Source organism: Mesorhizobium sp. CAU 1732, from assembly GCF_039888675.1.
Classification (GTDB): domain Bacteria; phylum Pseudomonadota; class Alphaproteobacteria; order Rhizobiales; family Rhizobiaceae; genus Aerobium.
The window spans coordinates 347965-360146 of record NZ_JBDQQR010000002.1 but is presented as its reverse complement, the minus strand read 5'-3'; the positions used below and the strand labels follow the sequence as shown (position 1 = coordinate 360146).

At 66.1% G+C, this 12182-nt stretch carries 12 protein-coding genes; 10 read left to right on the top strand and 2 right to left on the bottom strand.

The features are described from left to right. Positions 1-12 precede the first annotated feature (12 nt). From AAFN55_RS19465 to AAFN55_RS19420, 10 genes are read left to right on the top strand one after another with little or no spacing between them, the layout of a single operon-like run. Positions 13-1278: an acetyl-CoA hydrolase/transferase C-terminal domain-containing protein gene (locus AAFN55_RS19465; protein WP_347800630.1), complete on the top strand. Its 1266-nt coding sequence runs from the start codon at positions 13-15 to the stop codon at positions 1276-1278. Continuing rightward, positions 1271-2449, top strand: a complete 1179-nt coding sequence (locus AAFN55_RS19460; RefSeq protein ID WP_347800629.1) for a CaiB/BaiF CoA-transferase family protein — start codon at positions 1271-1273, stop codon at positions 2447-2449. Before AAFN55_RS19465 ends, AAFN55_RS19460 begins: the two co-directional genes overlap by 8 nt. A gap of 23 nt (positions 2450-2472) precedes the next feature. Next, complete coding sequence (locus AAFN55_RS19455; protein ID WP_347800628.1) at positions 2473-2928, top strand: MaoC family dehydratase; 456 nt, start codon at positions 2473-2475, stop codon at positions 2926-2928. Beyond that, positions 2928-3797, top strand: a complete 870-nt coding sequence (locus AAFN55_RS19450) for a CoA ester lyase (protein ID WP_347800627.1) — start codon at positions 2928-2930, stop codon at positions 3795-3797. The genes AAFN55_RS19455 and AAFN55_RS19450 overlap by 1 nt, the downstream gene beginning before the upstream one ends. A gap of 25 nt (positions 3798-3822) precedes the next feature. Continuing rightward, complete coding sequence (locus tag AAFN55_RS19445) at positions 3823-4401, top strand: TRAP transporter small permease (protein WP_347800626.1); 579 nt, start codon at positions 3823-3825, stop codon at positions 4399-4401. After that, complete coding sequence (locus tag AAFN55_RS19440) at positions 4398-5684, top strand: TRAP transporter large permease (RefSeq protein WP_347800625.1); 1287 nt, start codon at positions 4398-4400, stop codon at positions 5682-5684. Before AAFN55_RS19445 ends, AAFN55_RS19440 begins: the two co-directional genes overlap by 4 nt. 38 nt (positions 5685-5722) lie before the next feature. Next, positions 5723-6760, top strand: a complete 1038-nt coding sequence (dctP, locus tag AAFN55_RS19435; protein ID WP_347800624.1) for a TRAP transporter substrate-binding protein DctP — start codon at positions 5723-5725, stop codon at positions 6758-6760. Positions 6761-6817: 57 nt separating this feature from the next. Further along, on the top strand, positions 6818-8125 hold the full coding sequence (locus AAFN55_RS19430) for an MFS transporter (RefSeq protein ID WP_347800623.1): 1308 nt from the start codon (positions 6818-6820) through the stop codon (positions 8123-8125). Then, the gene (locus AAFN55_RS19425; protein ID WP_347800622.1) at positions 8122-8580 is read left to right on the top strand and encodes a MaoC family dehydratase N-terminal domain-containing protein; all 459 of its coding nucleotides are present in this window, start codon (positions 8122-8124) and stop codon (positions 8578-8580) included. The genes AAFN55_RS19430 and AAFN55_RS19425 overlap by 4 nt, the downstream gene beginning before the upstream one ends. Before the next feature lie 14 nt (positions 8581-8594). Beyond that, on the top strand, positions 8595-10115 hold the full coding sequence (locus AAFN55_RS19420; protein ID WP_347800621.1) for an AMP-binding protein: 1521 nt from the start codon (positions 8595-8597) through the stop codon (positions 10113-10115). A gap of 36 nt (positions 10116-10151) precedes the next feature. Here AAFN55_RS19420 and AAFN55_RS19415 read toward each other — a convergent pair whose 3' ends face one another. Then, a complete protein-coding gene (locus AAFN55_RS19415) occupies positions 10152-10880 on the bottom strand; it encodes a response regulator transcription factor (protein ID WP_347800620.1) in 729 nt (242 codons plus the stop codon). Next, positions 10877-12118 (bottom strand): sensor histidine kinase, encoded by a 1242-nt coding sequence (locus tag AAFN55_RS19410; RefSeq protein WP_347800619.1) that lies wholly within the window; start codon positions 12116-12118, stop codon positions 10877-10879. The genes AAFN55_RS19415 and AAFN55_RS19410 overlap by 4 nt, the downstream gene beginning before the upstream one ends. Between the last annotated feature and the right edge of the window lie 64 nt (positions 12119-12182).

Genomic DNA, 12182 nt, shown 5'->3' with positions numbered 1-12182 from the left:
GAAGGAGGACCAATGCAGCCGACAGGCCCCGACGATCCGGACTTCGCCGCAATGCTGCGGCCGGGCGACCGCATCGTTGTCGGCCAGGCGACGGCGGAGCCGCTGACGCTGACGCGGCGGCTGGCGCATGCACGCGGCTTGCCGCACGGCTGCACGGTGTTTCTGGGCTCGGTCTATTCCGACACCTGGGCGGGCGAGCCGAACGGCCTCGCTTTCGAGGGCTATGGCGCGATCGGACAGGCGGCGAAGCTGGCTGCGGCGGACCGGCTGGATATCCTGCCCTGGCACTATTCGCAGCTCGCGCGCGCCTATGGCGACGGATCGTTGCGGGCAGACTGTGTGATGGTGCAGCTCGCAGCCTCGCCGGACGGGGGATTCAACCTCGGCATCGCGAGCGACTATGTGGTCGAGGCGGCGCGGAACGCGCGCGTGGTGATCGCGGAAATCAATCGGCACGCGCCGCTGTGCCGGGGCGGCGAATGGCCGTCCGACATACGCATCGATCTTGCCGTGGAAGCACAGCACCCGCCGCTGGAGCTTGTCGCCGGCGAACTGGGCGAGACCGAACTGGCGATCGCCGAAAACGTCGCGTCGCTCGTGCCGGACAGGGCCGTGCTGCAACTCGGTGTCGGCGCGATACCCCAGGCGGTGGTGGCAAAGCTGACCGGTCATCGCGACCTCGGGATTCATTCGGGTGCGCTGTTCGACGGTGTCGTCGACCTGATCGAGAGCGGTGTTGTCACCAACGCGGCCAAGGAACGGGACGCCGGCGTCAGCATCGCCGGCCTGCTGATCGGCACGCGCAGGCTCTATGCCTACGCCAACGACAATGCGGCATTCCGGCTGTGTCCGCCATCCTACACCCATGCCGTCGAAATCATGGCGTCGCTGTCGCTCTTCTGCGCCATCAACTCAGCCGTCGAGGTTGACCTCACCGGGCAGGTGAATGCCGAGACGGTTGGACATCGCTATGTCGGCGCGGTGGGCGGCCAGCTCGATTTCGTGCGCGGGGCCAACGCTTCGCCGGGCGGACGCGCGATCATCGCGCTGCCATCGACCGCGCGAGGCGGGACGGTCTCGCGGATCGTGCCGCAGGTGACGACGGTGACCTGCCCGCGCAGCGACGTCGATGCCGTCGTGACCGAGTGGGGCGTGGCGGAACTCCGTGGCTGCACGCTGTCCCAACGTGCCGAGCGCATGATCGCGATTGCCGCGCCGCAGTTCCGCGAGGACCTCGCCCGTGACTGGCACGACAAGGGGAGGGCGGCGCATGGCTGACGCGAAAAGCGGCCCGCTCGCCGGATTGCGCGTGGTCGAGATGGTGGGCATCGGTCCCGCTCCGCTGGCGGCTATGCTTCTGTCCGACATGGGCGCGGACGTGATCCGTATCGACCGCCCGGCATCGTCGGGGCTGGGCGTCCAGCGGCCCGACCGTTTCAATTTTTCCGCACGCGGCCGGCGCTCGGTCGCGCTGGACCTGAAGCGGCCGGAGGGCGTGGAATGCGCGCTCGACCTGATCGGCCGCGCGGATGCGCTGGTCGAAGGTTTCCGGCCCGGCGTGATGGAGCGGCTGGGCCTCGGCCCGGAACCGTGCCTCGCACGCAATCCGCGCCTCGTTTTCGGTCGGCTGACCGGCTGGGGCCAACAAGGGCCGCTTGCGCAGGCGGCGGGCCACGATCTCAACTACATCGCGCTGACCGGCGCGCTCGACGCCATCGGCCGGCGCGGACAACCGCCCACACCGCCGCTCAACCTGCTGGGTGATTTCGCCGGCGGCAGTTTCCTGATGGCGTTCGGTATCGTCTGCGGCATCGTCAATGCGTTGCGCGGGGGCCAGGGGCAGGTGGTGGACGCCGCGATCGTGGACGGAGTGTCGCTGCTCGCAGCGCCCCTGATGGGATTGCAGGCGGCGGGTCTCTGGCCGGGTGGGCGCGGCGAAAACATCCTCGACAGCGGCGCGCCGCACTACGACGTCTATTGCTGCGCCGACGGAAAGTACGTTTCGGCCGCGCCGATCGAGGGCAAGTTCCAGGCGCTGCTGCTGACCCGCATGGGGTTCGACCCGGCCACGTTCCCGGACATGAACGAGCGGGACAATTGGGAAGAGGCAAGGCGGCTTCTCGCGCAGCGCTTCGCGCAGAAGACGCGCGAGGAGTGGTGTGCGTTGCTGGAGGGCACGGATGCCTGCTTCGCGCCGGTGCTGTCGCTCGCCGAGGCGCCTGCCCACCCCCACAACGCCGAACGCGACACCTTCTCGACGATCGACGGGCTGGTGCAACCAGCGCCCGCGCCGCGTTTCAGCCGCACGCCCGCAGCCACGCCGACGCCGCCTGAGGCGCCGGGGGAGAGCGGCGAAGCCGTGTTGCGCGATTGGGGGATTGCGGACGACCGCATCGCCGAACTGGCAAAAACCGGCGTCCTTGGACGCAGAGACGAGAACGCGGCCTGACTGCCGCGAAAGGGAGGAAATAGATGGCAGGTCTTTATTACGAGGAGTTCGAGGTCGGTCAGGAATTCAGCCACGCGCTGACGCGCACGGTGACCGAATACGACAACATCTCGTTCAGCCTGATGACGATGAACCCGCAGCCGCTGCATGTCGATGCGCATTTCTCGGCGCAGACGGAGTGGGGCAAGCCGCTGTTCAACAGCCTCTACACGCTCGGCATCATGATCGGCATGAGCGTGCAGGACACGACGCTGGGAACCACGGTCGGCAATCTCGGCATGTCCGACGTGCGCTTTCCCAAGCCCGTCTTCCATGGCGACACGCTACGCAGCCACACCAGGATCGTGTCGAAACGCGAGAGCAAATCGCGCGGCGACGTCGGCATCGTCGAGTTCGAGCACACCTGCACAAACCAGAATGGCGAGGTCGTCGCGACCTGCCGCCGTGCCGGCATGATGCGCAAGCGGGAAGTCGCCTGATGCGGTCGTTCCTGTTCGTGCCGGGCGACAGCGCCCGCAAATTCGAAAAGGCGCGCGGCGGCAATGCCGATGCGCTGATCATCGATCTCGAGGATTCGGTTTCGGTGGAGGCGAAGGAGACGGCGCGCATCGCCACGCGCACGATGCTTGAAACCGCGCGCACGGCGCAAAAATGGTTCGTCCGCGTCAACGCGCTGGACACAGGCATGACGCTGTCCGATCTCGCGGCGGTGATGCCGCTGCGGCCGGACGGGATCGTGCTGCCGAAATGCGCTGGCGCGGCGGACGTTGAAAAGCTCGCCTCCTATCTCGATGCCTTCGAGGCGGCATCCGGGCTGGAGCACGGTTCGACACGCATCGTCGCCGTTGCGACCGAGACGGCGGAGTCGATCTTCGGCCTTTCGGGCTACAAAAACGCCAGCCCGCGCCTGTGGGGTCTGATGTGGGGAGCGGAAGACCTCGCCGCCTCGCTCGGCGCGACCGAAAACAGCACCGACGGCGTCTATTCCGAGCCGTTCCGGCTGGCGCGCAATCTGTGCCTGATGGGCGCGGCGGCGGCCGGAGTCGTGGCGATCGACACGGTCTGCACCACGATCGGCGATCTCGCTTATGTCGAGGCGGAAGCCAACGCCGCGCGGCGCGACGGTTTCGCCGCCAAGGCGGTCATCCATCCAAGCCATGTCGATCCGGTCAACGCTGCCTTCACACCGAAGCCGGATGAAGTCGCCTGGGCGCAAAGGGTGATCGCGGCGTTCGCCGACGACCCGCAAGCCGGTGTCGTCAAGATCGACGGAAAGATGATCGACAAGCCGCACGAGCGCGCCGCGCGCAAGATCATGGCGATGGTGAACCGGGCGGCCGCGGCCTGAACCGCACTCTGGGAGGAGTAAGGAAATGATCGAGAACCAAAGGCCGGAAAACCGGCCGTCAGCGGCCCTGGCCGTTGTCGAACGGCTGCTGGTGGTGTTGTCCAGCGTCGCCATGGGGGCGATCATGCTGATCGTCGTCGCCGACGTGTTGATGCGCTACATCTTCGGCACGCCGCTGTCGTGGTCCTACAACCTCATCGGCCTGTATCTGATGGTGGCGGTGTTTTTCCTGGCTTTGTCGGACACGCTGCAGAACCATGGCCACATCGCCATCGACATCTTCCAGCACCGGATACCGCATCGCGCCCGCCATTTGTCGCTGTCGCTCGGATATCTGCTCTCGACCATCGTCATGGCGCTGATCGGCTGGCAGGCGTGGCTGCGCTTCAAGTCGGCCTACGTCAATGATGACCGCATTGCCGCGATCATCCCCTGGCCCACCTGGATCGCCTATTTCATCGTCATGGTCGGGTGCTTCGTCATCACGTTGCGCTGCCTCTACCGCGTGGTCGGCCATGCGGCCTCCGGTGTCACCGGCCACGACCTGGTGGAAACACCGCCGCCACCCGTTACCGAAATTCCGGCCCGGGAGCTGGCGGAATGACCATCACACTCGTCGTCCTCGCACTTGTCGTCCTGCTCGTCATCGGCCTTCCCGTCGCCCTGGCGATGGCGATTTCGGGCGCCATCGGGCTCTATATGTTTGGTGGGATGCCGGTGCTTTCGGGCATTCTGCGCACCTCGCCGATTTCCACCGCCAATTCGTACGAGATCATCACCATCCCGATGTTCATCCTGATGGCGGAATTCGTCATCATCTCGGGCATCGCCAACGACCTCTTCCGCGCCGCGACGATCTGGGTCGGCAGGCTGCGCGGCGGCGTCGCCATGGCAACCGCCTTGGCGGGCGCCGGCTTCGGAGCCATCTCCGGGTCGAGCACGGCGGCGGCCGCGACGCTCGCCTCCACCTCGATCCCCGAGATGATGAAGCAGGGCTACGAACCCAAGCTGGCCGGCGGCGTGGTGGCGATCTCCGGCACGCTCGCCATGCTGATCCCGCCCTCCATCGCGCTGATCCTCTACGGCATTATCGCCGACATCTCGATCTCGTCGCTGCTGATCGCGGGCATCATACCCGGCATCATCGTCACCTTCGCCATCATCGCGACCATCGCGGTGCTGGTCTGGCTGTGGCCTGAGTCCGCGCCGAAGGGCCGTGCCTACACGATGCGTGAGAAGTTCGCCTCGCTGACGCGGATCGGCCCGATGATCCTGCTGTTCATGTCCGTGACCGGCACAATCTACAGCGGCATCGCGACGCCGACGGAGGCATCGGGCATCGGCGCATTCGTGGCAATGCTTCTGGCGATCAAGGAACGCAAGCTGACGTTCCCGGCGCTGTCGGGCGCATTGCGCCGCGCCGCACAGACCACCTGCATGATCCTGTTCATCATCCTGGGCGCGCACATTTTCGGCTACTATTTCACGCTCGCACGCGTGACCAACGACCTGACCGACTGGGTCGGCGGCCTGCCGTTCTCGCCGATGACGATCATGGTCTTCATCCTGCTCGGCTACATCGTGCTCGGCTTCTTCATGGACCAGATCGCTATCCTGATCCTGACCGTGCCGGTGGTGCTGCCGCTGGTGATGTCGCTCGGCTTCGACCCGATCTGGTTCGGCGTCATCATCGTGGTGACGGCAGAGGTCGGCATGGTGACGCCGCCACTGGGCATGAACGTCTTCGTGGTGGCGCGATACACGCGAAGACCGTTGGGCGAGCTTTTCCGGGGTGTCCTGCCCCATGTCTGGGCGCACCTCATCGTCATCGCCCTGCTCACCGCCTTTCCGGCCATCATCCTGTGGCTTCCGTCCACGATGCAGTAACCGGCCGGCAAAACCTGAAGAAGAAGGAGGAGAACGTCATGAAATACGGGTACAGACATGCACTGATGGCCGCGTCCGCTCTGGGCGTGGCAATACTGGGAGTGACCGGCGCGCAGGCGCAGGACGTCAAGCTGCGGGTGGGCGACAGCTTCCCCGTCGGCCACTACATCCCCGAGAACATGACCAAGTTCTGGATGGAGCGGGTCACCGAGCTAACCGGCGGAGAGGCCGGGTTCGATTATTATCCGGCAGAGCAACTCGGCAAGGCCAAGGATTTGCTGGCCTTGACGCAGACCGGGGTGGTCGACGTCGGCTATGTCGGCGCGTCCTATGTCAGCGACAAGCTGCCGCTGTCCTCTGTGGCCGAGCTGCCGGAGAATTTCACCACCTCGTGCCAGGGCACCAAGGCGTTCTGGGAGATCGCCAAGCCGGGCGGCGCGCTCGACCAGGCGGAATTCGCGCCCAACGACGTGCGCGTTCTGATGGTGCTGGTGCTGCCACCCTATCAGGTGCTCACCTCGTCCAAGGAGATCACCGACCTCGCCAGCCTGCGCAATCTGAAGCTTCGCACGACCGGCGGAGCCAAGGAGATCGCAACCGTGAAGGTCGGTGCCGTGCCGGTGCAGATCTCCGCGCCGGAAACGCGCGATGCGCTATCACGCGGCACCATCGACGGGGTGCTCTTCCCCCATTCGAGCGTGCTGCCCTACGACATCCATCCGCTGCTGAAATACGGCACGCAGAACGTCAATTTCGGCTCGTTCGTCGTCACCTACGTGATTTCGAAGGAACGCTGGGACGCGCTGCCGGAGAACGTCCAGCAGGCGTTCACGCAGGCCGGCGAGGAAGCGATCGTCAAGGGATGCGAGGCGACCGACGGCCTCGATCTCAAGGACAAGCAGACGATCGCCGATTCCGGCGTGACCTTCGTCAGCCTGCCGGCGGCGGACGAGGAGAAGCTGATGGGCTTCATGGGTGAGGTCAGCGAGGAATGGGCCGCCGAACTGGACGGGCGCGGACGTCCGGGCACGGAGATTCTCAACGCTTTCCGTGAAGCCCTCAGATCCGCGGAATAGACCCATGGCATCGCCCTGGTCCCGGTGGTCGGGGCGATGCTTTCCGGCATGGCGCGCATGACATCGCAGACCGCACCCGACGACAAGGTTTCCAGGAACCACCTGATGATGGCCGGACTGGTCGTCACCATGGGCTTCCTGTTCAATTTCGTCGCGCGCGGCGTCGTGGACACCTTCATGGTGTTCATGCTGCCGCTCGAGGCCGAATTCGGCTGGAGCCGCTCGACCCTCACAGGCGTCTACTCCGTTTATCTCCTGACCGTCGGGCTGATGGCGCCGCTGTCTGGCATGATGCTGGACCGCTGGGGTCCGCGCGTGACCTACGGCCTCGGCCTCGCCACGATGATCGGCGCGATGTGGGCCGCATCGACGACGACCGCGCTCTGGCATATCTACCTGTTCATCGGCGGCTTTTGCGGCGTCGCCGCGTCGGCGCTGGGGATGGTGCCGGCAGCCGCCCTGATCGGCCGCTGGTTCGATCGCAACATGAGCCTCGCCATCGCCATCGCCTATGCGGGCTTCGGCTCGGGCATCCTCGTCATCGTGCCGCTCGCGCAGGCCGGCATCGACGCCTATGGCTGGCGCGACACCTATCGCCTGATCGCGCTGGTGCTGATCGGCATGACGCCGCTCCTGCTGCTGCCATGGGGCCGCATCGCCGAGGGACAAGGCAGGAAGCCGGCGGTCGATCCCATGGCGGAGGAACCGGCCGTTGCGGTGTCGCGGACCAATGGCTGGCGCATCGCCACGGCGCTGCGGACGCGCGAGTTCTGGCTTCTGGTGCAGGTCTTCTTCTTCACCGCCTGCGGCGTCTACAGCGTCGTGGTGCAGACCGTGGCCTATCTGGTCGATCAGGGCTATCCGCCGATCGAGGCGGCGCTCACCTTCGGTGCGTCGGGAATGCTGTCGATCTTCGGTGTGGTGTTTTCCGGCTGGCTGTGCGCGCGCTACGGCAACCGCTTCGCCGCCACCTTGTCGTTTGTCGGGACTTTCGTCGGCGTGGCGGCGCTCCTGGCTTTTTCGGTCGTCGCGAGTTCGCTTCTGATCCTGATCTACGTCATCGCCTTCGGCGTCAGCCAGGGCGCGCGGGGGCCCATCATCTCGACACTCACGGCACGCATCTTCGCCCAGGGTGCCGTCGCCTCGATCTTTGGTGCGATCTTCATGACCATGTCGTTCGGCTCGGCCTTCGGCTCGTGGATGTCGGGGTTCCTGCACGATCTGACGGGAGATTACCGCGCCGCTTTCATCTTTTCGGGCGTCAGCATTCTGGTCGCCTGCACGCCGTTCTGGATGTCCGGCCGGCTTCAGAACCCCCAGGCGCTGCCGCCGCCAACCATGCCATCACGAGGAGCAGGAACATGAAGTTACTTGGAGAGGGATTTCGCTGGAACGATCTCGAGGTCGGGCAGCGGTTCCGCACATTCGGGAGGACGATCACCGATACCGATATCGTCAACTTCATCTCCTGTGCTGGAATGCTGGAATCGCTGTTCGTGGACGCGGAATACCGGGCCAGCCATTCGGCGATCCCGGGTCGGCCCGCGCCTGCGGCCCTCGTCTACGCGCTGGCGGAGGGGCTGACGCTGAACGCGACCGCGCAGGGCACCGGCCTCGCCTTCCTGCACATGGAACTCAACGTGTCAGGCCCGGTGCTGCAGGGCGACACGATCCATGTCGAGATCGAGGTGATGGAGGTTCGCCCCGCCAGCAAGGGCGGGCGAGGTCTTGTGCGCACGCGCAACAGCGTGGTCAATCAGCGTGGAGAGACCGTCATCACCTACACGCCGCTGCGGCTGATGGAAGGTCGCGAAGTCTGATCGGGAGAGACGGCATGAACCTTGCGGACTGGCTGAACGCGACTGCGCGCGCGAAACCCGATGCGCCGGCGATCTTCGAGGGGACGCGGCTCTACGCGACCTACGCGCAGTTCGCCGCGCGCGCGAAGGAACTGGCGGCGGGATTACAGGCGGCGCATGGGCTGAAGGCAGGCGACCGCGTCGCCATCTTCATGAAGAACGATCCCACCTATATCGAGCTGTTCTACGCGATCTGGTGGTTCGGCGGCGTCGTCGTGCCGATCAACAACAAGCTCCATCCGCGCGAGGCGGCCTGGATCGTGGAGAATTCGGGCGCGGCACTGCTGGTGTCCGATGACGGCAAGGTCGGGACGAATGCCGAGCTGCCGCAGGGATGCGTCGAGATCGCGACCGGCTCGCCGCAATGGCGGGCGCTGTCGTCGCATGGCAAGGGTGGCGACACTCCTGCGCAGGTCGCATCCGACGACGTCGCCTGGCTGTTCTACACCTCCGGCACGACCGGGCGACCCAAGGGCGTGATGCTGACTCACTGGAACATGCGGGTCGCCACGCTCGCCTATGCGCTGGACGTGGATCAGCCTGGCGAGGAGCAGGCGACGCTCTATGCCGCCCCCTTCTCGCATGGCGCGGGCATCTACAATTTCGTCTTCGTGCGGGTGGGTGGGCGGCACGTGTTCCCGGCCTCGCGCGGTTTCGACCCGAACGAGATCGAAGCCTTGTCGCGCCATTTCGGCGCGACGGTGATGTTCGCCGCGCCCACGATGGTCAAGCGCATGATCGAGGCGGCGAAACGCTCCGGCTATCGCGGCGAGGGTATCCGCACGATCATCTATGGCGGCGGGCCGATGTATGCCGCCGACATAGACGAGGCGCTGGCGCTGTTCGGTCCGCGGTTCGTCCAGATATACGGCCAGGGCGAGACACCGATGACGATCACCTCGCTGCGGCGCGAACTGGTCGCCGACGCGGCGCATCCGGCCTGGCGCGAGCGTCGCGCGTCCGTGGGACAGGCGATGGCTTGCGTGGAATTGCGGATCGCCACCGACGGAGACGAAAAACCGGCGGGCGAGCCGGGCGAGATCCTGGTGCGCGGCGCGACCGTGATGAAGGGTTACTGGCGCAACGAGAAGGCGACCGCCGAGGCGATACGTGACGGCTGGCTCCATACCGGCGATATCGGCAGGGTGGACGAGGACGGCTTCCTGACGCTCACGGATCGCGCCAAGGACCTGATCATCTCCGGTGGCACCAACATCTATCCGCGCGAGGTGGAGGAGGTGCTGGCGCGCCACCCCGGCGTGCTGGAAGTGTCGGTGATCGGCGCACCGAGCGCCGAGTGGGGCGAGGACGTCGTCGCCTTCGTCGTCGGCCGTCCGGACGGCGATTGCGACGCCGCCGCGCTCGAGGCGTGGTGCCGCGCCGAGATGGCCTCGTTCAAGAAACCGAAGCGCTATATACTCTGCGCCGAACTGCCCAAGAACAGCTATGGCAAGGTGCTGAAGACGGAGCTGCGTCGCAAGCTGGTAGACGGCTAGGCGGGTTGCGATCTTTCGGTGTCGGTGGCCGCGTTTTCAGTCCGTGTGCGCTTTGCGGCGGGCGAGCCATTCGCGCAGGTCGGTTTCGGCGCGTTCGAGCGCGCCGGAGTTGAGCAGTTTGCGCAGCATCGCGTTCGCGACCGCTCTGCCCCGCAGGTTGAACTGGCCGGCTTCGTCATCACCCGCATGCACGCCGAGCTTGTCGTAGATCGCCTGGAGCCGGTTCTGCACCGAACGCAGCGATATGCCCCGGCGCTCGGCGATTGCCTTGTCTGTCAGGCCGAGCGCGATATCGACCAGGATTTCGTACTCCGTCTCCGTGATGCCATCGCTGGGCGCCAGGCTCTTTTGCTGGGTGCCGCGCACCGCACCGTCGATGACGCACTGGTTCTCGACGAAGATGCTGCGCAGGGCCAGGCGCAACCTCTCGTCGGAGGCCGATTTCAGCACATAGCCATAGGCTGCGCCTGCCGGCACGATGCGGCTGACGCCGCGCACATAGGCCTCGTCGGCATAGTTCGACCAGAACAGGATCCGCGTCTGCGGCCGCTCGCGCCAGATCGTGCGGGCAGCGTCGATACCGGTCCTGGGCTGCATCTGCAGGTCCATCACGATGTGTGCCTGCGGCTGTTCGCGCGCCAGCGTCTGGCCTTCGTCGCCGTCGCGTGCCTCGAGCACATCATCGCATTCCGGCAGGGCGGAGCAGACCGAATCGTGCAGATATGCCCTGTGCAGCGGGTCGTCCTCGACGATGAGCACCTTCATGAAGCGTTCCTGACGTTCGGATGCATCTCGGCCAGCGGCAGCGCGACGCGCATGACCGTGCCCTTGCCCTCGCGCCCGGACCCCAGGCTCAGCCGGGCGCCGATCAGCCTTGCGCGGGTGCGCATGTTGTCGATACCGGCGCCGCCGGGACGATGGACCTGCGTCAGCCCTCGTCCGTCATCGGTGACGGTGATGACCACCTGCCCGCCCACCATGCCGAGCCGGACTTCCAGACGGCCGGCCGCGGCATGGCTGACGGCGTTGTTGACGGCCTCCTGGACGATACGCAGGAGCGCGACCGAGACACTCGCCGGCATCGCATCGATAGCGCTCGCGCCGTCGACCACAAGGTCGGCCTCGATCGCCTGTCCGCTGTCTCGAATGGCGCGTTCGAGATGGTTCTCCACCGCCTGGGCGAAGCCGAACAGGTGGAGAACGGTCGGCTTGGCCTCGTCGATGATGCTGCGCAGGGCGGCCATGCTGGCCTGAAGCGCCTCGCATGCGGCGGCCAGCTCCGACGGATCGGCGGCCTGGGTCCGCGACAGGCGCTCCAGCCGCCGCGCAAGGCGGGTGAGATCGGCCAGCGTCTGGTCGTGAAGGTCCATTCCGAGGCGCTGGCGTTCGGTTTCGAGCGCTTCCGTCAGGCGCAACGCGCCCTGGCGCAGGCCTTCCTCGCGCGCCCGTGCCGCCGCTTCCACGATGGCCGATTGCCGCGCCTGCTCAGCCGCGCGAAGCGCGAAGAAATACGGCGAGAGAAGTTCCGCGACATAGCCGCCGTTGCGGATGTCGGCCGCGCCATACTGGCCCGCCTCGTGCAGCGAAAAGGACAGCGCGCCGATCACCTCGCCATGCACCACCATCGGCAGATGAATGCGCGAGCGAAGCTGGTGATCGTGGATCGGTTTCACGAAGGCGCCCGCGAAGTGGAACTGCGGGTCCGACGTGGCGTCCGCGGAGATCATGTGGTCGACCTCGCCCATCAGCAACGCCCGGATGGGACTGAACGCGACGGGGCAGTTGGGTTGGCTGCCCCATGCCGTGTCGATACCCGTCTCGTAGGCGGTGTGCACCTTGCCGTCGGGCCGGATGATGCAGACGTCGAGATGATCGTGCGCGACGACGTCGGCGATCTCGTCGGCCACCGAGCGGATCGCCGACAGGAAGTCGAGCTGTCCGGCGAGGAGCCGCGACATGCGGAAAAACTGGTTCAATCTGGCAGCCGGCCGTGGCCCGCTCATCGTCGCCTCCCTGGGACGGCGATCATGAACGCGATGCGCGGCGCGGCCAAGGGGGTTGCGAGCA